The 22,189-nt window shown below is 56.5% G+C and carries 26 protein-coding genes and 4 pseudogenes; 15 read left to right on the top strand and 15 right to left on the bottom strand.

Annotation, left to right across the window (positions count from 1 at the left end; genetic code table 11):
• Nucleotides 1-82: 82 nt before the first annotated feature.
• The 5 genes and pseudogenes from ACPYOJ_RS22905 (at nucleotide 83) to ACPYOJ_RS22885 (ending at nucleotide 4,122) form a co-directional block, all read left to right on the top strand.
• On the top strand, nucleotides 83-805 hold the full coding sequence (locus ACPYOJ_RS22905; protein WP_481418288.1) for a cupin domain-containing protein: 723 nt from the start codon (nucleotides 83-85) through the stop codon (nucleotides 803-805).
• 35 nt (nucleotides 806-840) lie between these two features.
• Nucleotides 841-1,173 (top strand): annotated as a pseudogene (locus ACPYOJ_RS22900) (amidohydrolase family protein); the annotation flags it as partial.
• Nucleotides 1,167-1,706, top strand: coding sequence for an amidohydrolase family protein (locus ACPYOJ_RS22895; protein ID WP_481418307.1), 540 nt, complete (start codon nucleotides 1,167-1,169; stop codon nucleotides 1,704-1,706). The pseudogene ACPYOJ_RS22900 and the gene ACPYOJ_RS22895, both read left to right, overlap by 7 nt.
• Nucleotides 1,707-2,110: 404 nt before the next feature.
• Nucleotides 2,111-3,325 carry an adenylate/guanylate cyclase domain-containing protein gene (locus ACPYOJ_RS22890; RefSeq protein ID WP_481418287.1) on the top strand — a complete coding sequence of 405 codons (1,215 nt, stop codon included), beginning with the start codon at nucleotides 2,111-2,113 and terminating at the stop codon, nucleotides 3,323-3,325.
• Nucleotides 3,326-3,461: 136 nt separating this feature from the next.
• Nucleotides 3,462-4,122, top strand: a pseudogene (locus tag ACPYOJ_RS22885) (IS6 family transposase).
• Nucleotides 4,123-4,612: 490 nt separating this feature from the next.
• Here ACPYOJ_RS22885 and ACPYOJ_RS22880 read toward each other — a convergent pair.
• From ACPYOJ_RS22880 to ACPYOJ_RS22855, 6 genes are all read right to left on the bottom strand, one after another.
• Complete coding sequence (locus ACPYOJ_RS22880; protein ID WP_481418286.1) at nucleotides 4,613-4,915, bottom strand: hypothetical protein; 303 nt, start codon at nucleotides 4,913-4,915, stop codon at nucleotides 4,613-4,615.
• A 66-nt stretch (nucleotides 4,916-4,981) separates the two neighbouring features.
• On the bottom strand, nucleotides 4,982-5,242 hold the full coding sequence (locus tag ACPYOJ_RS22875) for a hypothetical protein (RefSeq protein WP_481418285.1): 261 nt from the start codon (nucleotides 5,240-5,242) through the stop codon (nucleotides 4,982-4,984).
• A 178-nt stretch (nucleotides 5,243-5,420) separates the two neighbouring features.
• The gene (locus ACPYOJ_RS22870; protein WP_481418284.1) at nucleotides 5,421-5,723 is read right to left on the bottom strand and encodes a hypothetical protein; all 303 of its coding nucleotides are present in this window, start codon (nucleotides 5,721-5,723) and stop codon (nucleotides 5,421-5,423) included.
• A gap of 328 nt (nucleotides 5,724-6,051) precedes the next feature.
• Entirely contained in the window at nucleotides 6,052-6,174 is a 123-nt protein-coding gene (locus ACPYOJ_RS22865; protein ID WP_481418283.1) for a hypothetical protein, read from the bottom strand.
• The gene (locus ACPYOJ_RS22860; protein ID WP_481418282.1) at nucleotides 6,168-6,383 is read right to left on the bottom strand and encodes an ATPase inhibitor subunit zeta; all 216 of its coding nucleotides are present in this window, start codon (nucleotides 6,381-6,383) and stop codon (nucleotides 6,168-6,170) included. The genes ACPYOJ_RS22865 and ACPYOJ_RS22860 overlap by 7 nt, the downstream gene beginning before the upstream one ends.
• On the bottom strand, nucleotides 6,380-6,655 hold the full coding sequence (locus ACPYOJ_RS22855; protein WP_481418281.1) for a hypothetical protein: 276 nt from the start codon (nucleotides 6,653-6,655) through the stop codon (nucleotides 6,380-6,382). The genes ACPYOJ_RS22860 and ACPYOJ_RS22855 overlap by 4 nt, the downstream gene beginning before the upstream one ends.
• Nucleotides 6,656-7,136: 481 nt before the next feature.
• Between ACPYOJ_RS22855 and ACPYOJ_RS22850 the strand changes: the two genes are divergently transcribed.
• On the top strand, nucleotides 7,137-7,487 hold the full coding sequence (locus ACPYOJ_RS22850) for a hypothetical protein (RefSeq protein WP_481418280.1): 351 nt from the start codon (nucleotides 7,137-7,139) through the stop codon (nucleotides 7,485-7,487).
• A 333-nt stretch (nucleotides 7,488-7,820) separates the two neighbouring features.
• A complete protein-coding gene (locus ACPYOJ_RS22845; protein ID WP_481418279.1) occupies nucleotides 7,821-8,168 on the top strand; it encodes a hypothetical protein in 348 nt (115 codons plus the stop codon).
• Between the two features lie 112 nt (nucleotides 8,169-8,280).
• Here ACPYOJ_RS22845 and ACPYOJ_RS22840 read toward each other — a convergent pair whose 3' ends face one another.
• A complete protein-coding gene (locus tag ACPYOJ_RS22840) occupies nucleotides 8,281-8,664 on the bottom strand; it encodes a hypothetical protein (protein ID WP_481418278.1) in 384 nt (127 codons plus the stop codon).
• Between the two features lie 369 nt (nucleotides 8,665-9,033).
• Here ACPYOJ_RS22840 and ACPYOJ_RS22835 point away from each other — a divergent pair, with 369 nt between their 5' ends.
• The gene (locus ACPYOJ_RS22835) at nucleotides 9,034-9,459 is read left to right on the top strand and encodes a hypothetical protein (RefSeq protein WP_481418277.1); all 426 of its coding nucleotides are present in this window, start codon (nucleotides 9,034-9,036) and stop codon (nucleotides 9,457-9,459) included.
• 476 nt (nucleotides 9,460-9,935) lie between these two features.
• Complete coding sequence (locus ACPYOJ_RS22830) at nucleotides 9,936-10,145, top strand: hypothetical protein (protein WP_481418276.1); 210 nt, start codon at nucleotides 9,936-9,938, stop codon at nucleotides 10,143-10,145.
• A 23-nt stretch (nucleotides 10,146-10,168) separates the two neighbouring features.
• Here the strand turns inward: ACPYOJ_RS22830 and ACPYOJ_RS22825 are convergent, their stop codons facing one another.
• The gene (locus ACPYOJ_RS22825) at nucleotides 10,169-10,804 is read right to left on the bottom strand and encodes a hypothetical protein (RefSeq protein ID WP_481418275.1); all 636 of its coding nucleotides are present in this window, start codon (nucleotides 10,802-10,804) and stop codon (nucleotides 10,169-10,171) included.
• Between the two features lie 341 nt (nucleotides 10,805-11,145).
• Between ACPYOJ_RS22825 and ACPYOJ_RS22820 the strand changes: the two genes are divergently transcribed.
• Both ACPYOJ_RS22820 and ACPYOJ_RS22815 read left to right on the top strand, forming a co-directional pair.
• The gene (locus ACPYOJ_RS22820; RefSeq protein WP_481418274.1) at nucleotides 11,146-11,568 is read left to right on the top strand and encodes a hypothetical protein; all 423 of its coding nucleotides are present in this window, start codon (nucleotides 11,146-11,148) and stop codon (nucleotides 11,566-11,568) included.
• A 120-nt stretch (nucleotides 11,569-11,688) separates the two neighbouring features.
• Nucleotides 11,689-12,285, top strand: coding sequence for a hypothetical protein (locus ACPYOJ_RS22815; RefSeq protein ID WP_481418273.1), 597 nt, complete (start codon nucleotides 11,689-11,691; stop codon nucleotides 12,283-12,285).
• A gap of 99 nt (nucleotides 12,286-12,384) precedes the next feature.
• On the opposite strand, the pseudogene ACPYOJ_RS22810 reads toward ACPYOJ_RS22815, so the two are convergent.
• A pseudogene (locus tag ACPYOJ_RS22810) lies at nucleotides 12,385-12,606 on the bottom strand (IS6 family transposase); the annotation flags it as partial.
• 375 nt (nucleotides 12,607-12,981) lie between these two features.
• The gene (locus ACPYOJ_RS22805; protein ID WP_481418272.1) at nucleotides 12,982-13,167 is read right to left on the bottom strand and encodes a hypothetical protein; all 186 of its coding nucleotides are present in this window, start codon (nucleotides 13,165-13,167) and stop codon (nucleotides 12,982-12,984) included.
• 79 nt (nucleotides 13,168-13,246) lie between these two features.
• On the opposite strand from ACPYOJ_RS22805, the pseudogene ACPYOJ_RS22800 reads away from it, so the two are divergent.
• From ACPYOJ_RS22800 to ACPYOJ_RS22785, 4 genes and pseudogenes are all read left to right on the top strand, one after another.
• A pseudogene (locus tag ACPYOJ_RS22800) lies at nucleotides 13,247-13,604 on the top strand (hypothetical protein); the annotation flags it as partial.
• Between the two features lie 266 nt (nucleotides 13,605-13,870).
• Nucleotides 13,871-14,143, top strand: coding sequence for a hypothetical protein (locus ACPYOJ_RS22795; RefSeq protein WP_481418271.1), 273 nt, complete (start codon nucleotides 13,871-13,873; stop codon nucleotides 14,141-14,143).
• A 586-nt stretch (nucleotides 14,144-14,729) separates the two neighbouring features.
• Nucleotides 14,730-14,924 (top strand): transposase, encoded by a 195-nt coding sequence (locus tag ACPYOJ_RS22790; protein WP_481418270.1) that lies wholly within the window; start codon nucleotides 14,730-14,732, stop codon nucleotides 14,922-14,924.
• A gap of 898 nt (nucleotides 14,925-15,822) precedes the next feature.
• Nucleotides 15,823-16,128, top strand: a complete 306-nt coding sequence (locus ACPYOJ_RS22785; protein WP_481418269.1) for an ATPase inhibitor subunit zeta — start codon at nucleotides 15,823-15,825, stop codon at nucleotides 16,126-16,128.
• Nucleotides 16,129-16,205: 77 nt separating this feature from the next.
• On the opposite strand, the gene ACPYOJ_RS22780 is transcribed toward ACPYOJ_RS22785, so the two are convergent.
• From ACPYOJ_RS22780 to ACPYOJ_RS22760, 5 genes are all read right to left on the bottom strand, one after another.
• On the bottom strand, nucleotides 16,206-16,481 hold the full coding sequence (locus tag ACPYOJ_RS22780) for a hypothetical protein (RefSeq protein ID WP_481418268.1): 276 nt from the start codon (nucleotides 16,479-16,481) through the stop codon (nucleotides 16,206-16,208).
• 973 nt (nucleotides 16,482-17,454) lie between these two features.
• Nucleotides 17,455-18,570 carry an AI-2E family transporter gene (locus tag ACPYOJ_RS22775; protein WP_481418306.1) on the bottom strand — a complete coding sequence of 372 codons (1,116 nt, stop codon included), beginning with the start codon at nucleotides 18,568-18,570 and terminating at the stop codon, nucleotides 17,455-17,457.
• A 330-nt stretch (nucleotides 18,571-18,900) separates the two neighbouring features.
• Nucleotides 18,901-20,679 (bottom strand): SLC13 family permease, encoded by a 1,779-nt coding sequence (locus tag ACPYOJ_RS22770; protein WP_481418267.1) that lies wholly within the window; start codon nucleotides 20,677-20,679, stop codon nucleotides 18,901-18,903.
• A gap of 152 nt (nucleotides 20,680-20,831) precedes the next feature.
• A complete protein-coding gene (locus ACPYOJ_RS22765; RefSeq protein ID WP_481418266.1) occupies nucleotides 20,832-20,954 on the bottom strand; it encodes a hypothetical protein in 123 nt (40 codons plus the stop codon).
• 806 nt (nucleotides 20,955-21,760) lie between these two features.
• Nucleotides 21,761-21,922: a Thivi_2564 family membrane protein gene (locus tag ACPYOJ_RS22760; RefSeq protein WP_481418305.1), complete on the bottom strand. Its 162-nt coding sequence runs from the start codon at nucleotides 21,920-21,922 to the stop codon at nucleotides 21,761-21,763.
• Nucleotides 21,923-22,189 lie beyond the last annotated feature (267 nt).

The raw sequence follows: 22,189 nt of genomic DNA, 5'->3' as shown, positions 1-22,189 counted from the left end.
GGCGGGAGGCGTTGTTTATGCGGCATGCCGGTTCATTCACGCTGGTGTCGGTCGCAGCCGCTTAGATGGAAAATGTTGAAATTTGATCCGTGCACCAAAGTCCAGCGCGCACGAGACGATCCTGATCTGCGCTGAGGGGGGCATCGTAGCGTCGATCGACGGCATACGCACGAACGTACCCGACTGCTCCATCGCTATTCTTCCGGCGGGACGGTACGACCTGATCGCACCCGGCACGGGGCGTGTCTACGCCTTGACCACCGGCCGCGAGCCTTCTGTTTCAGGCGAAGTCTTGAACGCGACGCTCTACAATGAGGCCGACGCCCTTGTCGCAGCACTTGGCGAGCCTATGCGGCCGATCGGCAAGGCGGCCGATGTCATCCGGATTTTCGCCGTGGACGACGTTCCGTTCCCGCCCGGAAATCCTCGGCTGAAATTTTTCCAGAGCGCCACGATGAGCATCAACTGGGTCGAATATTCCGGCCCCCGAGATCGTACAAAGTTCTCACCTCATGCACATGAAGACTTTGAGCAAGGGTCGCTTGCGATAAGGGGAGAGTTTGTTCATCACACCCGAGCGCCCTGGGACGCCGACGCAACAAATTGGCAGGATGATCGGCATATCTCGGCCTCAGCCGACAGCATGCTCATCATACCGCCACGGCTTCTTCACACCAGTGAAGGCGTCGGCGCCGGTGACCACATCCTGATAGACGTGTTTGCGCCGGCCCGCCGCGATTTTATCGAAAAAGGGTGGGTTCACAACGCCGCCGACTATGTCGACACTTCGACAACGATCCCGTGAAGAGGCACAGGAACATCAGTTGAATACGAGGCTGAATGATGAGCAGGGAAGCAGCGATCCGCGACCGAATGTCCGGTATGGATATATGTGACTGTCACGTCCATGTCTTCGACTTGGTCAGCGCGTATCCTTTTGCAAATACCGCGACTTATGAGCCGCCATACGCGCCGCTATCCAGCTTACGGGAGACCGCGCGGGGCGAGGGTATCAGGCGCTTCATATTTGTACAGCCGATACCTTACGGACAAGATCTCTCGCTGCTAACGGCGACGTTGCAGCAGCTTAAAGACCAAGCCAGGGGTATCGCGGTCGCAGATGGCTCCACAAGCATCGAAGACCTCGCGAGCATGAAGGAAGCCGGATACGCGGGCTTCGTTTTGTCGAAACCCGACTTGTCGACCAATCGAGAATACCCGGTACCATCCCGCTGGAGCAGCTATTCGAACGCTTGGCGCCGAAACTTGCACAGCTTGATATGCATGCAGAGATTTGGGCTCCGCTCGCGACCGTTCTCTCCGAATGGTCTCGCATCGAGGCCTGCCGGATTCCGATCGTGCTCGATCATATGGGCGGCTTCGATGTTTCACTCGGCGTCGAACATAGAGACTTTCAGCGTTTGCTGGATTTGGTTTCTGATGGAAAGGTCTGGATCAAGCTCGCGGTATGTCGGCGGCAGTTCGGTGATGCCTCTTTTGCCGAGGTGCGGCCATTCCATGACGCCTTCATCATGGCTGAAAATCGCAGGCTAGTTTGGGCATCGGACTTTCCCTTCGTCCGCTATCCTGCCCGGCAACCTGAAATGAAAGATCTGTTGGGCCTCTTCCGCAGTTGGATCAATGATCGCGGCATCGAACAGCGTATTCTTGTTGAGAACCCAACGACCCTTTATTGGTGCAGTTAGCCGCGAGGCAGTCACAATATCAGTGCCGTTGATAGCTAGCATCCGCACACGGTGAGAGCACAGTGTCCGCAACACGCGCAAGTCACCACTCGCCGAAGCTCTGGCTCAACGCGATTAGCGTCGGATTGGCTAGCTGGACTATTGAAAGCCGCGCTTTATCAAGGCAAGCGTGGGGACGTCGGCTGACGGCGAGAGGTTGTAACCGTTGATGAACGCAGTTATCGGATCTTGCTAGCGGAACGCTATGCGGACGCCCCAAAAAGGGCCGGTGCCGACAATTGTCTTGTTCTGCGAAAGCGCTGTTAATTTACTTCACTCGACGATGGCCCGGCTTCACAATGTCGACGATATCGTCTTCCCCGTCCTTCGCAACGGGCTTAAAGTGCGTGCCTCGGAGGATTCTGATGACTATCATTTCGCATTTCCCGTCACCTGAGAGCATTGGCACATGGCCCCGTGAACGACGACCAGTCCTCGACTGGCTCATGAACGAAACGAGTTCGCAGCGTTTCCTTGATAATCTACTTGTCGAAATGTGTGAACGTTTGGTAGCCGCGGGGATACCAGTAGCCAGGTCATCGCTTCATCTGAGAATACAGCACCCACAATGGCAAGGTGCCCGTATCCTTTGGCTGCCGGGTATCGGAGAAGCGAATATCGACACCTTCGATTACGACGTCGACACTACTGAACTGTTTCTCCGTCGACCAGCTACGGAAATATATGATGGCGCATCAGTGGTCCGACAACACCTTCATGCCGGTGACAGCGATCTCGTCCGATATCCGCTTTTCGAAGAGCTTCAGCGGGACGGCTTCACCGACTATGTGGCCTGGCCGATCGAGCATACATTGGGAAGACGGCATGTTGTGACTTTCGCAACCAAGCAAGAGGGTGGCTTCTCCGAATATGAGATAGCCTATCTCATGGATCTGTTGCCTGCGCTTGCTTTGGCTAGCGAAATCCGGATGAAGAACGCGATGGCCCGCACGCTCCTGGAAACTTATGTAGGACCACACGCGAGCGCGGAAATCCTTGCGGGAGCAACAACGCGTGGTAGTGGCAAGACTGTGAACGCTGCTATTATGATCTGCGACTTGCGCGATTTCACCGCGCTATCCGACCTATGGCCCCGTGACGATGTCATCGACATCCTCAATGGATACTTTGACGCCTTATGCGAACCCGTCGAGGTTCGCGGAGGTGAAATATTGAAATTCATGGGCGACGGTCTCCTGGCCATCTTCCCGCTCAGCAACCCTAACGCGTGTGCAGACCTGCTTCAGGCGATTTACGACGGTAGAGAGCGGATGAGCGTCCTGAATGCTAAACTTGCGGAAAGCGGGAAACCGGAACTGAGGTACGGGATTGGCGTCCATGTAGGCGATGTTATGTACGGTAATATCGGCTCGCGGAAGCGTCTGGATTTCACCGCCATCGGCCCTGCGGTCAATGTGGCGTCGCGGCTGGAGGAACTGACTAAAGTGATCAAACGGCCGGTGCTGCTTTCATCCGAGTTCGTCAAAATAGCATGCGCATCGAAGCAATTTGTTGATCTTGGGTCACATTCTCTCAGGGGCTTGGAGGCGCCGGTAAGCGTTTTCGGAATGCAAGAATAGCAGGGTTGGCCGCTTGCAGCCGGAGATCGACCAGAAGCGTCGCCTTAACGGTTGCGGTGGTAGTTGCTGGCATGACCAAGCTTCCGCTGACCGATCTCATGCCTCGTGGCTATAAACGTCACGCTTTCCTGCCGAGATCATCGCCCATGCGGTGTGGCTGTACTATCGATTTCCGCTGAGCCTGCGCCACGTCGAAGGTCTGCTTGCCGAGCGCGGCATCGAAGTCTCGTTTCAAACAGTATCGGAGTGGGCTTCCAAGTTTGGCCGCGAATATGCTCGTTCCCTCCGACGTCGATCCAGGGGCAGTTTTGCCGACAAGTGGCATCTCGACGAAATGGTCGTTGCCATCAAGGGAAGGAAATACTGGCTCTGGCGCGCCGTTGATGCCGATGGCTCCGTTCTCGATGCTCCGATCCAAAGCCGCCGAAACAGGAAAGCGGCTCTTCGGCTGATGCGCAAGCTGCTGAAGGGCCAGGGCGTCACGCCGCGTGTCATGATCACCGACAAGCTCCGCTCCTATTCTGCAGCAAAGAAGACGTTGATGCCGGGCGTCGAGCATCGTTTGCAAGGGTCTCAACAACCGCGCGGAGAACTCGCATCTGGCTGTGCGACGACGGGAGCGAGGCATGATGCGGTTCAAGTCGGCACGACAATGCCAGCGCTTCGGCTCCATCCACGGCCCGATTTCCAATCTCTTCCATCATCACCGCAACCGGACGAGCACCGCTGAACATCGCAAACTGCGAACCGCCGCCATGGCCACCTGGCGCGAATTAACTTTGTCAATCGCTGCGTAAGCCGGTCCCTCCTGACCATTCTGTACCCTACGCAAGTTAAGGCGACGCTACCCCACCAAGCCATTCGGCGTGCCTCATCAGATTGGCCAGATCGACCACAAGAGGGTGCCAAACACAATGATAAAAGCGACAACAGCTCCAAGGAACCGAGCCATTCCCCTGTTGGCGTCGTGATAGCCGACCCAACGAAAAAACCACTCCGGGCCCTGGTCATCGCTTTGCGCCATAGTTCGTTTCCTCACCTGAAATAACTTTGATCATGGAGCGCAAGAATGACCGAGCTAGACCGCATCCGGGAAGAGCACTCAACGAAAATTGGCGCGGCGGAGCTAATGCTGGCGTACGACCAGGGCCGTCCCAAAGAGTTCAAAGGCGGGCCCTGTCGCACCTAATACCACAGGGCAGCCCCTGTGGTATTAGAACCACGGTCTGTGTGTCCCTGGTAGCAGAATGCCAAGAGACCAAACCACAGCCAACTAGTCCAAAGGTGCTAGGACGCCTTCCGACGCGGTCGAAACTGCTTTTCGATAACTGCGCGCCCCAGCTCCGTCGCCCCGGCGTCGTATTCATCGGTTTCCAGGAAGTCCACCGCGAGTTCATAGATTTCCCGCTGGTCCTCGGCGGACAAAATGCCCTTCTGCTCGAGATGCATCATGAGTGATGCAAAAAGTGCTGAGGTGGAGAGGGATACAGCAGATGCCGAGATGAAAGCCGGATCTCCGGCTAAGTCAAGATCATATGAACGTCGGCGGCGTTTCGGCAGCTTCCAGAAGTAGCGATCGGCTTCACCCATGGCACGTTCCTCCCAGATGTTCTGGCGTAGCAACGCCCGAGAGCCGTAGGGCCAGTTTGGGAAGGGCTATCGGGCGATCTTCTTGTCATTCAGCAGCGCGGCGTCAATCTCCGCGTGGGAGACTTGCAACTGTTGTCGTCTAACGGCAGGTGTTTCGATTGATGGTAGTACGAGATAAGCGGCGACCTTTCTGTAAGCGACAAACGAGGTCCCATCGATCAGCTCTTCATCCATGCTGAGCCGGTACATCCCAGCCGCCAAGGGCGCAACCAGGGATCCGATGACGAACGGATCCGCAAATTTGATCTCGGTTTCGGTTGTTCTCATGGCGGGCTCGGAAAGGCTTGACGCTGGCGCGACAAACGTTCGCGGCGAAGCCGGGAAGTCTTTTCATTCCGGTCAACTTTCTCTTCCGCCGTAGTAGCCTTGGAACGAACAATCGTTTGGTCCGGGCTGGATAAGTTTCTGTGGAATCGATCCATGCTGACAAGGTCGCTGCGCCAAATCATTGGGGCTCTCCGTTGCTTTTTGGAACTTCCACAGCCGCACCGGTTGCTCCTCCTTCATTCTCCCAAGATGCAAGTGCATCCGGATCTGCCCGTTTCTGGCGCGATATTGAGGCGGGGTAGCCCTTCAACGAGATGGTGCCCGCCTCGATACGGCGAATGATCACCACTTCCTCGTGATGTTCTGGCCCTTCTGCGGCTTGCATATCGGATGTGGCGTAGTCGGCGCGCTTGAGAACTCGCCGCAGTGTCGAGCGTTCGCTGCTTATGGTGCGTGCTCCGCCAAGAGAGAAAATCGTCACCGCAGCCAGCCCTCCAGGATCACATAGAGACCGACGGCGAAGCTCAGCACGACCAGCGTTCTTATCGCTGTGTCGTAGCCGTAGTCGCGAAGATGATTGATTATGGAAGACATCACGTCCTCCTTTGATTGGGGCGAAGGGCAGAACCCTCTTGCGGCAGCGCCCGCTTCAAATGCTGCCGATACGACACCATGCGCCCGCAATGGGTTTTAAACAAGGCTCTCGCGCACCATACGGATCTTAAAGTCGCCCGCTGCGGCAGGTTCGCGCACCATTGATCAAGCCGCGCAGCGTGAACGCGCATCAGCCGGCTTAGGAACCAGGCATCTCAAGGGCGAACGGCGATTGCTTCTATTGCACTCGCCATCAGCTTGTCCATCCGGTCTCGAAGCTCGTTCTCGTCCAAAACCTTACCTCCAGATCTAACATCCGCGAGGATTTTTGCTACCACGCCCTCGTCTCCCGCTGCTGTGAAGCGAACGTCGATGATTTCGGCGACTTAGGCTTCGACATCGGTAATGCTATCATTTCGGACACCCATTGGGCCAGAAGCCGGTCTCGACGAGAGTTCACCTTGAACGCCATTTCGGCATCCAGGAAGTACTTTTCCTCCAGCGCTCTTTTTCGCTTTTCCAGTGAGTTCTTTTCCAATGCGTTCATGATGCGTGCTCCCCGTGTGAAGGCGTCGCGCTCAATAAATGTTCGAGAAGAGTAGGATCTATTCTGACGAATTGCCGCATGCGGCTGCCGTCAGAAATCGACGGCAGATGAATGAACGTTGCGACACGCTGATAGGCCAGTTGTGAAAGCCCTTCGATCAATTCCTCATCCCGTACAATCTTGTAATCACCTGCCGGATGGATTCCATCGATATCCGGCAGTTCAAAAGGTTGAGAGAAGTGAACGATGGTATTCGTTGTGCGCGTTGACATGGCGATAATCTCCGAATGAAAGCGGTCTCACTACTGGCTGACGGAAAGCGGGTTAACCGCGTCATCCGGCTAGCAGCACCGGGCGTTGCCCATCGGAATTCGGGAGGATGGCGGGTCAAGGGTCTCTGACACCGCGGAAAGCCATAGCGGCCAAACGACGACCGATTATCATTACGCCCTAATTGGGTCGCGATTAGGACGGGCAAAGCAGCTGGGCATGCGGCCCCCGAAAAGAACTTCAAAACACATCTCAATTGCGGTGGGTCAGGCTATAATTTTGATTTGGCGCGCCGAACCTTAAAACCTAACGAAGACCAATGAGGTCACGATATATTATCTCCTTGAGGAGAAAAAAATAGTATTAGCCAAATTCAACATGTTAGAAGGAATATAATAATATTCGGAATTTCCATCCCTTTCGTGTGTTATTATTGATAATTCCACGCGACAGTGCGTGCTCTTCCAAAGATTGGATATGGTCATGGAACATATGACTTGGATTCGTCCTGCCCTCTGGGGTGCGGCGTGCGGTGCGGCAGCCCTTGCGGTCGTGGGCTTCTCGTGGGGCGGGTGGATGACCACTAACGGTGCCCAAAGAGCAGCCGGAATCGAGCGAACCTCAGCGATTGCCGCGGCGTTAACACCGTATTGCCTCGAACGTGCAAAGGCGGATCCGGCATCGGCAAAGATCATGGCCGAGCTGAAGGCAGCCAGCACATACGGCCGCAGCGATGTTATTAAAAAGGCAGGCTGGGCAACACCGCTTGGGAGCAGCGAGCCCAACTCAGATCTTGCACAGGCGTGTCAGATTGCGCTCGGTAGCGCTGGCTGAGGCCGGAAGCGGAAAGCACACAGCGACGAGCGTCGTAGCGCCCGCTCCGAACTGCCAGCGATAACCGGATCTGCAGGTCGCCGCCAACCCGACGAGCCTGTTGAAGAAATGACACCGCGCGCACCTTTGCGACTTCCTCTTTGCAATCCGATGGGATGCCAACGCTTGGCCAACGTTGCTTAATGCGACCTATTCACTGTTGTGCCTGGCACGGCCGGAAGGAGGAAATCCCCGACGATACTGCCATTGGCTCCGACCGTGGCCGACGGTCATTGGAAGCTCGGATTGCCAGTGGGATTCCGATCGAGAGGCACAGGAAGGATGAAAGTACCCATGCCCAAGGATGACATAACCAAGCCAGCAGTTTTCACTAGAAGCAGGCAAAGCAACGCAATCGAAAAACAGCCGCCAACTGGCCCGACCACGAAAGAGTTGATCGTGCAAGCTCGCGAAGCTCGAACTGCTTTGCGCCGGCAGGAGGCTGACATATCCGACAGAGCGGCCGTCGCCGAACAAGCGTCAACGGAAGACCGAGGCGAGGAAAAAAGCGTGGCCGCCCCTCACGAGCGGCTTCCTACAATGAGGCAGCTCAAGGTGGCGCAGCAAACCCTAAGGAACGAGATCATCGCGAAGGAAGCGCGACGGCAATCGGGCCCGGATCTCGGCCGTAGTCTGAAATAGCTTGATCCGGGACAAACGCAATAACCAGGGGGTTGCATTGCCCGGGCCTACTGTTGAGGGACGTCAGTGCCGAGGACCTGCCCTGTTCGCCCGGAAGGGCGGCATATTTCGATCATTCCGGCAGCGTGGCTTTCGGAAAACGATGGCCTTCCGGTCGCAATGGTGCGCTGCTGTGTTTTGCCGTATATCGGGCAATCCTGTATGGTTTCAGCGAAGCGCCACCATCGTCCTGCCATCTGGCAAGTGAACCGTCTTCCCTGGCTAAGGGAAGCGGGCCTGAGCTCAGCTGCGTTGCGAGATGAATTTTCAGTGCGGATTTCAGTGCGGTCTCGTCAATGATCCCCATCTGGAAGCATTGAATGAGGAAACTGGTCGTGTTGATCTCACGATCGTCGATCGCGTATATTTCGCCTCCGCGAAAGCCGGCTTTTCGCAAAATGCGATCCAGCATTCTTGAGTTGGCGACATCGAAGAACTGATTGGTGGCGGAAGACATCGCGTCCTCCTTTGTTGGGGCTAGGGTTTCACGCCCCCAAGCAGCAGGGCCCGTACAGTGACTGCTGATGTCTTACCTTGCGCTCGTTGCGACCACAGAGCAACCTCATTCGGCAGCAGCCATTGATGACGCCGCGGACGAGCTCACCTGAAGGGAGGCGGTGCTCATCATGCAGTTCGGCGGTGAAGCGACACTGAAGCCCTCAGCATTAGCGGTAGCGGCCGACGGACAGTTGGAACTTGTGCAGCTGCCCGGAAGGCCTTGTGCCGCCGACACCTACTGCCCATATTCATGTCGGAAGCAGTTTGTGAACGGGCGCTGCTTTCAAGGGGGGTCAGAGGCCCCTAGCCCTAACCAAAGGAGGACGTGATGTCTTCCGAAATTTCCACGCAAAATCTGACTGACGACAATATGAACATGCTGCACGGCGTTTTGAGCGATGCCGGCTATACCGACGATATACTTCTTACACAGCCTCGGCGCTTCAATCTCGCAACCAAGCTGATGATCCGCCTCTTTCGAGAGGGAATGACGGCTCCCGCCGACTTTACTATCCAGCTTGATCGACACTTCGGGAAACCCAAGAAAGAGGCCGCTGCTTACGCCGGTCCACTTCGTCGCTATGCGATCCAAGGTCTTCCGACAGAACTCCGTCGTACGGTACTGCGGCCCAAGGAGGCTTCCACAATAATGGCCGAGGAAAGCGAAGCAAGCCACTGGCAAGCCACACACGGGTTCGCTGGCGCCCAAGACCGGCATGTACCTAGGGGACAACCCCTACAATCCCAAGAATGATCCTGTGCACTTCACGCTTTGGAGAAAAGCCTACTTCAAGGCACAGAACCAGATCGGTCGATTCAAGCACGAAGACGGGGGATATCGCAGCTTGTAACCACCTGCGCCGCATCCAGAGGTAACCCAGCTCTATGACATTCCGTCGCCCTCACGGAAAGCCGCGCGGTCCTTTCATCGATAACTGCCCTGCCTCGTCGGAGCTTTTTTTGACCCGCGCTTAGAAACGTGGAACCCTCCGGCACAAGCGATGTTTAAGTAGTGGGTAGTGCGGTTTTTCAGACGCCGCGGCCCTCTGGCCTTGCATTCAGCCCTCGTAAAGCCCTGCAGGGCCAGGCTTCATTCGACATCGTTCGCAAACCGTCTGACGTGGTAGCCCCCTGAGCGAATTGCTTTGGCTGCGAGCGCGGTGCTCGCACGCCACGCCAAATGCCCCATCCACAATGGTGCGGTCGGTCGCCGCAAAGGGAGTTTTAGCAATGTACAATGCCAAACGTGATGGCAGTGGAAACGGTGCGAACTTGGCCATTCCGTCAATGGGCGAGATAGAGGGCCGTATAACGGTATTGGAGGTTGTCGCAATGACCTCGTTGAGCCTGCTCGTGAAAGCCGGTGACAAATATGCAGTCCAACAGGCGCTGTCGGCCATTCGCCGTGCATCGCAAAGGGGCTATAGCTGGGCACATTGACATGCTAAAAGCCTCTCTTCGCATCAAGACTTGGAAACGTCCGGCTGCCCCAAGTTCATGGTCCACCCCCGCGCGTAATTGTGCACGGCACCTTCGCCAAGAAGCTCACTTGGGACTGGGTATAAGCTTAGTCCTCCGTCCGTCGAGTATTCAGGAAGCGCAGGCTGGATGAACAAGACGCCCGGACCAACCTTGTCCAAATGCGTCAGACTTTCCTCAGCAACTGCCGAATAGGCATTGGCAAAAAATTCACCGTCGCGAGAAAGGGCCGTCCGGGTGAGATTGGTCCCATCGTAAGTCAGGCGAGACCAGAGGGGCTCAGCAGGTGGCGGAAGGCCAAGCTCCTGATCCGCCGTCGTTTCGCCGAGAAACCGATCGAAGCCAGAGCCGCCCACGGACTTCATATAGGAAAACTGATAGCTCGTATCTGAGCCGCCAATTCCGAAGTCGACGGCGCGGCTGTTGGCGAAATCCCTGACGACTACCGCCGGCACGCTATAGCTCGAGAGCGGTCCGGAATAAGCGGTCAACATCGTCGCCTGCCACGGTCCGCTCGGTGCGTTCGTTTCGGGAGCCATTGCCGTATTGGCAGGACTGCCCGCCGCGGTAATGGCGAACCCACGGACGGTCGCGGTAATGGCCGCGGTCGTTGGTGGCACCGTTGATGTTTACACCGGCCTGTCTTCTGGGATAGGCGGTTGTTTGGCGCGTAATCTATCACGGGCGACAACCATCGGAATGGAGGCGGGTCAGATCACGCCAACGATCCGCCAGCTCTTAACTTTTCGTTTATTCCTCCATCTAGGCTCGCCCGCTTCGATCTCATCCGACGGCAGGCAGCAATATTCATTAATAGGGTCGGCAGTCATCGGACTGATGAGGCGAGGTGACTGGCCAAACAAGCTGAAACCATCGTCAATAAGTTCGAAATAATCTTGAACGAATATTGACAGCGACTTGATGCCGTCGAACGATTTTACTAACCGCAAGGATTTAACCGATGACTGATGATACGAACCCAACCCCTGCAGTCGAGACCGCGTCCGTAGATGCGTCTTCGAAGACAAAAGAAAAGAAGGCGCGCGCACCGCGGAAGCTCAAGGCCGCCGCTGAAGCGGTTGCCGATACTTCGGTGAAGAAGACCGGCGGTCCGGGGAAAAAAACCGCAGCGTCCAGTGCGCCTGTTACCCCAGCGGCGGTTGCACCAGCCACTAAGGCACCTGTTCCTCCAAAGAAGCCTAAGGTTTCGAAGGCTCAGTCTTCCAAGCCTTCACCGCAGAGAGTCGAGGCAGCCCCGGCAGAAACGGACGGCTTTGCAGATCTTCTGAAGCTCGAAGAAGAGAACCAGAAGCTGCGTAAGGCACTCTCCGACAAGCTCCGCGCCGAGAACGCGGACCTCCGCAAAAAGCTCGGATTGGTTTGATCATCAAGAGCCGCCATCGGCCGCTTTAAAGCCACTTCACGACTAAAGACTGGGCTCGCATTGCAAGCCCAGTCTCCCGCTCGATACTATGGGATTAAGAAAACGAGTCGGGAGATGAGGATGAGATCACCGTGGAAGCTAATCAAGGACTTTGCGTCGCGCCGTAAGGTGGAAGAAGCGAGCGGACCGGCCGATCAAATCGTGGCGATACCTGATTCACGGGCAGAGGAACACCAGCCGGACCTAACTCTGCGGGCCAAATTAGAAGCCGCTGTAGAATCTAAGTCGACCGTTGACGAGAATGAAGCGAGCGGACATCGGGATTCTGCTGGTGCGGCGGCCGAGCTACCCCTGCGGGTGGAGCAGTCCGGTCCTTTGGTTGCCGAGCCGGCAGAAGGCGGCGCTTTAGAAGGTCATGACCAACCTTTGACGGCCCCACCCGTCATTCAGGCTGCCGAAGGTGAAACGGGTGCGGCCGTCTTGGCAGGAGGTCCTAAAAAGCAAAGGGCAAAGGCTGCTCGGGCGCGGAAAAACCGCGGGGAACCACCCGTCGTCAAAAAAGTGGCGGAAGAGCCAGCGGCAGTGGAGAAACCATTCCTCGATGAGGCCACTGAACTGGACCTCGAAATTAAGGACCTCAGATCGCAGCTCTCTGCAAAACTGCTTGAGCAGAACGCGCATTTACGTCGCATGCTCGAGCGCTACAACGACAAGTGAGCCATATTTCGATTGCGAAGAGAATTTACATGGATCACCTCCGCTAGCGTAATACTACTCGGATCAGGATCGTTAGAGGAATTTGACCCATCTTGTCGGACGATAACGCTGTAACGCGTATTCGCGGCCAAACTTGGAAGCCCACTCCGATACTGTTTGAAACGAGACTTCGATGCCCCGCTCGGCAAGCAGTTCCTCGACATGACGCAGGCTCAGCGGAAATCGATAGTACAGCCACACCGCATGGGCGATGATCTCGGCAGGAAAGCGGTGACGTTTATAGCGACGAGGCGTGAGATCGGTCAGCGGAAGCTTGGTCATGCCAGCAACTACCACTGCAACCGTTAAGGCGACGCTTCCGGTTGATGAGATAAAGAGCCAGCACGATCAGAAGTAAGATGATCAGGATGCTGATCAGAACTGGCAAGCCCACTGGCCTCCAGCTCCTTCATCATGGCGCATAATCGTTCTGGTTTAACTATCAACATCGGTGGATAAGGAAGGGCAACGGGCGAAGATGGCACACGCGCTGGCCGCCGCTTTTGCTGGGAATCGCCGTCGTGTGATCCACCTGGTGGAGACCCACACTAGAGGGGCGCGTTGTGCAGGCCTTCTGCCGCCCTCACTGTGAGAACGATCATACAGTATACGCCTGACTGCCGCGAATACTCAGGTAATTGTCAGTGAGTGCCAAGCTTATTTTTTGGCCAAGAGCATAATGTAGTCTTCGGATGCGTCGGCGAGGGCCAGGGCCACGTCGGCTCGCAGGAGGCCTTTTGCGTGCAGCTTTTCGATCATCTCAAGCATGGCAGCTTCGACGATCTGCCGGCAGTTCATGTGGGTTGGGTGCGGTCTACCTAAAAAGTATAGCTCTGCTGTCATGGCACTCCCCTTTGCGGCTTGCAGGATGCCACAATTTCGCAGTTGCACAAGGGAATACTAAATTAATGTGCGGTGCAATATGAAACGATTTGACTACGCCCGCATGCAAGCCACGGCCCAGCAACTCATATCGAAATACGGCCAGACGGGCACCGTAAAGCGCATTACGCCTCCGGACTCGGTCCTTTGGGCGGTGAGGGCACACGAAAACGAGCTACATCGCCAAGCTCGTGCCGATGACGTATGGTGAGCGATAAATCGACGCCACGGTCATCACCACGGCCGATTGGCAGATTTACATTTCATCGATCGGTCTCGCGATCGTGCCCCAAGTCGGTGACATCAGATCGGCCGACGGGGTCGATTATCACGTCATCGCGGCGGACCCGAACAAGTACGACGGCCAAGTCAACGTCGTCTTCATCGTGCAGGAGCGCGGCAGTGCTGCGATTGTCGGCACCGGCACGGCATGGCAGATCGCCAATGTCGCCGGCGGCAGTCGGTCTGGAGGCCGGGACGCTATATCGCTATGAGGCGAACGGGGATCTCGCCGACAAGGCAACCTACGACGATCGACCGAGGGGTTTGCCTTCCTGGTTGACGACGTCAACCCGGCGCGGCTCTACATCAAGGCTTCTCGACCTCCGGCGACTGGCGGGGCCCATTCAGCTACGGCACTGGCCCGCAAGGTCCGGCGCCTGCCGTGACGTTCGAGCCGGTCGTTACCGGCGCACCTGGAACCAACGCCAGCATGGACGTGACCGGAAGCGGTGAGGCGGGCGATCCCTACGAAATCACCTTTACCATCCCGGTCGGCGATCTCGGCATCAACTGGCGCGGCGCCTACTCGGGTGCAACTGTCTATGCCACGCGTGACGCGTGCTGGACAACGGCTCGGCATGGATCGCACTGCAGGCAACGACGGACAACGCCCCGCCTGTGCTGCCGACGATGGCGAATGCATATTGGTCGCTAGTCGCTCAAAAGGGCACTGACGGCATGGGTAGCGGCCGGTTAATATGAACCGGGCGCGTTTCGATCCGAGGCGTTGCGTGTATCTCGGGCGCCGAATTCTAACGGAATGTGAAGTTGCGCCAGTTTGAATGCCGCACCTTGGCAAGCACAATTTGAGCTTCGCGGCCGACAAACAACGTGGCGAAGATCAAAACAATCGTGAAGAAATCCCAGAACATTCGCGCGCCTCGATAAATGAAAAAGAGCGGACCGCAGCTTAACCGCACGATCTCCGCCAATGCGGGGCAGCTTGGCTAAGGTGGAATCGCGGATTTCCGTTTGAGGTAACGGAAGGGACCGGAAGAGATCGACCACGCGATCCCGACGGCCCAATCGTCAAGACAAACTGTGTTCCGGTGCGGTAGCGTACAGACCAAAAGAGGCCCCGCATCAAGTAGCGGGGCAAATCCGTGCCATTTAGGAGTAGTTCCACCACGCGAGTGGCGGCACGATTATTCTAGGCTATCCTGCCCAATGAACTGCCCCCACTTTCGACCAGACGCTCAGCATAAGCAGGAAGGCTCAACTACGGGCTTGAGGATAGGGTTATGTCTAACGAGTTTCGACAGGTTGACCTGATGATCGGTGACGTCCGGCGGCGACGCTGGACAACAGAACGCAAACTGCAGATCATCGAGGAGAGCTATGCTCTAGAGGAAACCGGTTTTTCTGCGGCTCGGCGACATGGTGTCGCCGGTACGTCAACTCGCGCGTCCGTCCGCTTGACGGGGAGGCTGGAGTGAAGCAGGACAATACGACGATTATTCACGTGTGGGGCTCCGGCCAACATTGCCAGTTGCTCCGGCTCTCACACGCCCTGCCGGTAGAGCTCGATAATGATCGCAGCCAGGCGCATCACGGCTTCCTTGTCCCTCTCGATGCCGTGCTCGCGGCAGAGCCTATCCAGCATAGCTTACAGACGACGAGGTCATGGACGCCAGCGGCTGGCTGCCGATGGCGTACGGTCGGAAAGCATCCGTGAACGAAGCATTACCCTGCTTGGTACGGAGCGGACATAAGCTGTGAGGAACCCGAGCTGTGAGGAACCCGCCCTTCTCGCCAAAGTTCGGCGACGAGAGGTTCCCATGATACGCCAATTGACAAAGGGACCAAAAGCCGCGTCCCTACAACTTCGGGCGTCTCAGGCACTGACAACTCAGCTACCAGCACATCCAACACTGCAAAGGACTCCCAGGGCAAGAAAGATTCTTCGGACTGCGTCAAGGTCAAACAACAACCACCAATGCGACCAAGACCGCACCTGGCGTAGCCGCAGATGCTCGGGGTAATTGCCAACAACACAAATCGGCCGGTCCAAGAGAAAGCCCCTGAGAAGGGCCGAACAGTTCCGCCAAGCTGCCGATGGCGGCAAGCGCTATATTTCGCGGTTGCTTTACTCGGGCGAGGGGGCGCCATTCCCGTTCCCACGGCAAGTCGAGCCTCACGTAACCAACGGTCCTCGCGTCCGTTGAAGGCGTTCCGTTTCAAGGATCTCTTTGGCAACTTCGCTTGTCTCTTCGAGTCTTGACCAACGTTCTGATCGCCGTGTCGTAGGGCGGCACAAAGCGTCTACTTATGTTATCTTACTTCAGCGGCGGAAATATTGCCGATCTTTAAAGATCGTTCCGCAGGAGGAAGAGAATGGCCGATTTAAGAGACCGCGAAAAGGCAATGGAAGATCAATACTTCCAGGAGGCCGAGAGGTCCCTCAAGCTCAAATTTCGTCGCGACAGGCTTTTGGCTAAGTGGATCGCAGGCCTCATTGGTTGGGATGACTTTGCAGGTTATGCCGATGAAATCGCTGATGTCCGCCTCAAAGGTGGTGGGGACGCTGGAGTTCTCTCGAAAACTCTATCGGATCTTCAAGGGGCAGGTCACAACATCAGCGAGCAGGACGTTGCAGCAAAGATGCGCGAATTGATGGTCGAGGCCGCTGAGCAGCTTTGAAGTCAAGACGTCTTCTTACGTGAACTTCAAGTGCGAAGGCAAAAAGAAGCCGGCACCAGGCGGGATCCTTCGTAGCATTACTCCTGTGCAGGAGTAGCGGGTGCCGGTGTCGCATTGTCGGTCGGAGTCATCGGCTTGGCCGGTGCCGGTGCTGGCTCGGAATTCGTTGTTGAGGCTGTTGTCGACGGGTCGGTGTCCGGCTCATCCAGCCACACGGTGGCCGCGAACGCAGCCACGGCGATTACCGCGACAACGGCGATCCAGCGAAACAACGAGAGACGGCGCCATTCTTCCGAAGTGGTGAGCACATCTGGATCGCGGGTTGGGATATTGCTGTTCGGGTCGTTGGTCATATGCCCTCTCCTTTTTGGATAAAAGGGAAATGGCGCTGCGGGGTGTTTGTTCCGCTGACCTATGGCGACAGCTTCGTCGGTATCTGGGTGCCGTGTCCAGCACGATGTGCAGGGTCCTGATCATGTCAGCCGCATCAAGCAGGGATTTCGAAATTTCAGACGTATCGCGGCGTTCTATTGAAGCAGATGCCCTTCGCGTCTTCTATTCTCGTGGATGTTCGCGTGAACGGTTGATTGCTTACTGAGAGGAAAGGGCTATTATCATGAGGTCGGGAGTCGACTATACGGGCACTTCCGGTAGAGAGCCAAAAGCTCCCGCCCCAAGCACGGGAGACGGTTATGTCCCTTCCTGCGAATTGTGATCACAACGGACAATTCTCGCCTTACGATCTGGCAAGCCTAAGAAACGAATTCGATTCGTTGGATGAAGTTCGACGCGATGATCTTCAGAGAACTAGGGCTGGGGAAACCCATCGGGTAGCAACCGCTCTAATTCGCGCGGCAAACCATGCCAGAGCCGCCAAGACGTCTTATTTGAAAGATCTACGCCTTGCCAAGGAGGCTGCCGAGACGCAGCCAAGGCCGTAAGACAGGCGGCGTGACCTACATTGTCAGGCTCCCGACGAGCACCTCGCGCTCGAGGGCGTTTTTCTGTTTCTCGATCAGCACTGGATCGATGCCAGCTCGGCTTCGATAGCGCCTGCACCCAGAAAAGGCAGGATGCGGCGACATATCTCATCACGGGTTTCCAGAGTGGCATTCATTCGGAGGCGCCGCCATTGCGTTTAGACATCGCGCAAGCGCAATTTGATCAATCGATCAAGTATATCGCCGACGGCAAAGCAAGAGACCGTATCAAACCGTTGGCAGCCAACCCGTTGTAAAGCGGCGGCGGGAGGGAGCGGCGCGAAGCGATACCGAAACCCTTGGCGAGGATCTGCCGAGCCCGTCCCTTTTCTGAAGCGAAGATCCGTCAATTCAATTCCCTTGGATCGGCTTCGAAGTGATTAGCCGCGGAAGACGGCGCCGATTGCACACGTTCTTCCAGTTCCGCTGCGACCCATTCGAGAAAGAGGTTGTAGGCCACCGCCAATAGGGTTGGTCCCAGAAAGAGGCCGATGAATCCAAAGGCCAGAACGCCGCCGACGAGCCCGAATAGACCGAGCAGCACGGGCAGATTGATGTTCTGGCTGAGCAGATATGGTCGAAGGAAGTTGTCAATACTGCTGACGAGAAGCAGGCCCCACGCAGCGATGAAGATCCCCCACCAAACAGATCCCTGAATGAGAAGCCAGAGCGCAACAGGCCCCCACACGAACGGCGGCCCTGCGGGCACAAACGAGAGCAAAAACGTCAGGCAGCCGAGCAATAGCGATTGCGGCACGCCGGCGATCCAGAAGCCGATGCCGGCCAAGAGACCTTGAGCGAGGGCCGTTCCGATCATTCCGTAAACGACACCTTTCACGGTCATGCCAATGACCGTGAGCAACCTTCTAGCCCGAGTGCCAGCAATCCGCTCACCGATTTGGCGCATGAAGCTGATCATGCGTCGGCCGTGCAGGAACAGGAAAAAGGTAATGAATATACTTAGCGCGAGTTCGATTACGCCAATGCCGAAAGCTGCTCCGCCAGCAAGAGCAATATCCGTCGCAGGGCCTGTCAGTTTTTTGAGCTCGACGATAAAGGCGGGAGCGTCGTGCGAGAAGTTTTCCCAGTAGGCGGCCACACTCTCGCCGACAATCGGCAGGCCTTTCACCCAGTTTGGGGGCGCGGAAGGACCCTGCTCTAGCACGCGCGTTATTCCTTCGGCCAGATTCTTCATATCGTCGGCGAGCGCTGTCACGAGGAAAGCAAGCGGTGCGGCCACAACAGAGACCACCAGCACCGTCATAGCTGCGGCGGCAGCCGCCCGGTTGCCTCCGACAGCACGTTCACATCGGCAGTAGATAGGCCATGTCGAGAAACAAATCACTGCGGCCCACATTATTGCCGACAGGAAGGGCCAAAGGACGAGAGCGCAACCAATCGCCAGCAGCACAAGTGCGCCGACGCCCAGAAGCTGCTCGACCAGTCTACTTAGAGGAATCATGACCCTCTCCGGTTCCTTGCGATAATACTCCATCGACAACCGGGACACCCGTGAGATGCGCCCTCACTCTTAGTTTATGCACGATCGCATCGCAGTCACACAGAAAACGATTGCTTGGAAGCGGCGCGGCGTGCTTGTTTCAACTAATATACGGTCAGTCGTTAGAAATCATAGAATGCCAGTTATCGTAACGCTTTAGCCGTCGATATCGGAGGCTATGGCTCCGTTACGGCACGGCAGCATTGGCGTCGTGGCGATGTTCTGCTCTACGGTAGAATTTAAACAGACGCCACGGTTGAACCTGAAATCGGAATTGAAACGACGCTTGCGCTAAAGGGGCGGCCAAAACAACAGGATCAGAGGCACGCCCAGCAAGACCACAATGAACGAGAGCGGTAGCCCCAGTTTCCAATAGTCGCCGAAGCGATAGCCGCCAGGACCCAGCACCAAAGTGTTGCACTGGTGTCCAACAGGCGTAAGGAAATCGCAGGCCGCCCCCACCGCGACTGCCATCAGAAAAGCGTCGGGATTGTAGCCAAGGCGCTCAGCAAAGGTAACCGCAATGGGCGCGACTACGAGAACCGTGGCGGCATTGTTCAGAAACGGGGTTGCTGCCATTGCGACCACCATAATCATTGCAAGGGCCCCATAGGGGGGCAAGGTGGTAGCGAGTTGAGCGAGGCCGCCGGCGATAAGGTCGGCACCCCCGGTCGAACGGATCGATTCGCTGACCGGAATGAGAGCGCCGAGCATTATCAAGATGGGCCAATCGACAGCCTCGTAAGCTTCCCGAAGCGACAGTGAACCGAGCAGTACCGTCAGAATAGCAGCCGTAAAGAAGGCCGTGGCCACGGGCACCAGGCCGAATGCCGTTAGCAGCATAGCACCAGCCAGGACCACCACCGGAATCAGGCCTTTTCGGGGGGTCCCCAAGCGGATTTCGCGCCCGACCAAAGGAAGAAGACCGAGTTCCATCAGCCTGGCCGGGAGAAGCACGAGATCGCCCTTCAAAACGAGAACGTCGCCTGGTCTTAACATGATGTCGCGCAATCGCTCGGTGAAGCGCTCGCTGCTTCGGCTTACTGCGAGGAGATTAATATTGAAGCGATCATGCAGGGCCAAACGCTTGGCGGTTTGCCCGATCAATACTGATTTCGGGCCGATAACCGCCTCGATTCCGGCGATCTCCTCGTCGACCCCCTTTGCTTCCGTGACGCGGTCGTGCCCCTCCAGTTCCAGACGCGCACGACTGATGCCTCGCTCGAGCGCCTGAGGGTCTCCTTCCAACAAAACGATATCGCCTTGATGGAGTATGACTCCCGGGAGTGGCATCAGCGGTTCGACCCGATTGCGAATGAGGCCAGTGACAAGGACCTCCTCGTCCAACAGGATCGTCAGTTGACCGATCGACTTGCCGATGACGGACGACTTTGCAGTGACGCGAGCCTCTGTCATGTAGTCCTTGATGTTCAGCGCCTTCTCCATTGTCGCGATCGCCTTGCGCTCCTGGGGCAGCAGCCGGTAGCCAACTGCCAGAAAGACGACTCCCGCTGCGGTAAGCCCTATGCCGACAGGAGTAAAATCGAACATGTTGAAAGGGCGGCCCGTCAGTTCCTCACGCATCCGGGAGACGACGATGTTTGGGGATGTGCCGACGAGGGTCACGAGTCCGCCAAGCAAGGAACCGAACGCCATCGGCATGAGAAAAGACGAAGGGGAAGTTTTCGACCGGCGCGCCATCTGGAATGCGACTGGAATCATCATCGCCAGCGCGCCGATGTTCTTGACGAAGACGGAGAGAACCGCGACGGTCGTCACAAGGATAACAACCTGGCCCTGCACAGAGGTCACGCTGGGCGCCACGCGGTGGAGGAATGCCTCTATGACACCACTGCGTTCAATCGCGGCGCTGACGACAAGCGCGCTGGCTACAATGATGACAATGTCGTCCCCGAAGCCGGCGAACGCTGCCTTGTGCGACACGATGCCGGTGAAAACTGCGGCAAGCAGCGCGAGAACTGCAATGAGGTCGTAGCGGAGCCGTCCCCATATGAAAGCGACCATCAGGCCGATCAGAATGGCGAATGCTAAAGCCTGAGATTGTGTCATGGATAAAGTCCCGACCAGGTGCCAGGTCCATTTTACGCGCCTGAAAAAGCTGATGTCGGGTTAATGTAGCGCTTCATTCAACGGCGCGGTACCCCCGACTGTCCGTCCAGCATGTCTCCTGCTTAAGAGCGGACGTACGCATGATCAGACGACTACAGGATGTTTCCGAACAGGACCGAATAGACTATCACAGCAATCGCCAGCGCAAACGCAAGCGATACGAACAGGCGCGCGAAGTCGTAAGTGTAGAACCGAGCGGGGATGAGGTTTTTCATAGCGATCTCCTATTTTCGTTCTGATTGGCCTAGCTATTATGCGGTCTCTGCAGAGCTTCATAGTGAGCGACTGCAACTCACGATGATCCTGCACAGGGCGTCGGCTGGAACTTGGAAATCGGCCATGATTGTTGCTACGAGTTCATTCGCGTCTTCGCACGATTGTCCTTAAGCGTTGCGAGATCCGTGCTGTTGGCAGGAGCAATGCGTCCTGCCGCACCTGAACAAGCGCCGGCAAGTCCGCCCACTCTGGCCGTCTCTGCCGCCAGAGTGCTGTTAATGATAGTGATCCCTCCCGCATTTGAAGCTGATAATCGGGGCGGTGATAAGCCAACGACTAGACTTACCGCGTAGGGCTTTGTCCGTTCAAGAGCTTGATCGAGTGCATGATTTTCCCTCAAATCAGCTTGATTATTGGGATCGTTTTAGGCCCGCGCTCGACCAGGAGCCAATAGCGATCCGCATCCTTTATATTGCGCTTTGAAAGACCTGATGTAAACAGTCAACATAAACGTTCAGTCAGAGATATATTTCAACTAATGGTCGTGTCTGCGTCGTGCCGATCCAGATCCAGAAGGCCCCGGCTGAGATCGCTTCGCGCGAGTTGGGCGTCTCCCTCCTGAACCCGGACTCCCTTGCCTCCGAACAGGATGCGCAAGAAGGTCGGGCAGCTGAAGGTTGAATACCTGTACGTCAATACGTCGCACAGTCCGCGCGGCCGGTCCTCTTGATCGTGCAGGACATCATCGGCCCACTGTCGCGCCGGTGCCGGGAATAGCCTCGTCGGGAGCGCATATCGTGTTTAACTAGAAGACTGCCAGATATCTGAGCAGATAAACGATGCCGATAATGATCACGATGGCTTGGAAAAGCTGCCGCGTGCGGGCGTCGAGCGGAAGACGGTTGATGAGATAAACAGCCAGCACGCTCACGAGGAAGATGATCAGGATGCTGATCAGAACAGACAAGCCCACCGGCCTCAAGCTCCTTCGTCATGGCGCATAATCGTTCTGTTTAATTATGGGCATCGGTGGAGAAGGAAAGCGCTACGGCGAAAATGGCGAATTCCCTCTACTCCCGTATGCAAGGCACGGCGGAGCGTCCGACCGCCAACTTAAGCGTGTCACACCTCCCGATCCTGATGGAGTGGCAAAGGCTCGATCTCCTCGACTGACCGGCATTCCAGTTGTCGCCTGATAGCGCCGCGGCGGTCCAATAGGGGAGCGGTCGCCAGT

Source organism: Rhizobium sp. SVR5-9E (assembly GCF_056755095.1).
This window is presented reverse-complemented; position numbering and strand designations above follow the sequence as displayed.

Coding starts and splice junctions, on each gene's coding strand:
- ACPYOJ_RS22775 (WP_481418306.1), bottom strand. CDS start 18,570: ATGATTCCTCTAAGTAGACTGGTCGAGCAGCTTCTGGGCGTCGGCGCA.
- ACPYOJ_RS22840 (WP_481418278.1), bottom strand. CDS start 8,664: ATGTCTTCCGCCACCAATCAGTTCTTCGATGTCGCCAACTCAAGAATG.
- ACPYOJ_RS22790 (WP_481418270.1), top strand. CDS start 14,730: ATGTCTAACGAGTTTCGACAGGTTGACCTGATGATCGGTGACGTCCGG.
- ACPYOJ_RS22765 (WP_481418266.1), bottom strand. CDS start 20,954: ATGAAAAACCTCATCCCCGCTCGGTTCTACACTTACGACTTCGCGCGC.
- ACPYOJ_RS22835 (WP_481418277.1), top strand. CDS start 9,034: ATGTCTTCCGAAATTTCCACGCAAAATCTGACTGACGACAATATGAAC.
- ACPYOJ_RS22780 (WP_481418268.1), bottom strand. CDS start 16,481: ATGACCAACGACCCGAACAGCAATATCCCAACCCGCGATCCAGATGTG.
- ACPYOJ_RS22820 (WP_481418274.1), top strand. CDS start 11,146: ATGACTGATGATACGAACCCAACCCCTGCAGTCGAGACCGCGTCCGTA.
- ACPYOJ_RS22860 (WP_481418282.1), bottom strand. CDS start 6,383: ATGAACGCATTGGAAAAGAACTCACTGGAAAAGCGAAAAAGAGCGCTG.
- ACPYOJ_RS22805 (WP_481418272.1), bottom strand. CDS start 13,167: ATGACAGCAGAGCTATACTTTTTAGGTAGACCGCACCCAACCCACATG.
- ACPYOJ_RS22855 (WP_481418281.1), bottom strand. CDS start 6,655: ATGTCAACGCGCACAACGAATACCATCGTTCACTTCTCTCAACCTTTT.
- ACPYOJ_RS22785 (WP_481418269.1), top strand. CDS start 15,823: ATGGCCGATTTAAGAGACCGCGAAAAGGCAATGGAAGATCAATACTTC.
- ACPYOJ_RS22880 (WP_481418286.1), bottom strand. CDS start 4,915: ATGGGTGAAGCCGATCGCTACTTCTGGAAGCTGCCGAAACGCCGCCGA.
- ACPYOJ_RS22850 (WP_481418280.1), top strand. CDS start 7,137: ATGGAACATATGACTTGGATTCGTCCTGCCCTCTGGGGTGCGGCGTGC.
- ACPYOJ_RS22890 (WP_481418287.1), top strand. CDS start 2,111: ATGACTATCATTTCGCATTTCCCGTCACCTGAGAGCATTGGCACATGG.
- ACPYOJ_RS22845 (WP_481418279.1), top strand. CDS start 7,821: ATGCCCAAGGATGACATAACCAAGCCAGCAGTTTTCACTAGAAGCAGG.
- ACPYOJ_RS22815 (WP_481418273.1), top strand. CDS start 11,689: ATGAGATCACCGTGGAAGCTAATCAAGGACTTTGCGTCGCGCCGTAAG.
- ACPYOJ_RS22770 (WP_481418267.1), bottom strand. CDS start 20,679: ATGACACAATCTCAGGCTTTAGCATTCGCCATTCTGATCGGCCTGATG.
- ACPYOJ_RS22830 (WP_481418276.1), top strand. CDS start 9,936: ATGTACAATGCCAAACGTGATGGCAGTGGAAACGGTGCGAACTTGGCC.
- ACPYOJ_RS22875 (WP_481418285.1), bottom strand. CDS start 5,242: ATGAGAACAACCGAAACCGAGATCAAATTTGCGGATCCGTTCGTCATC.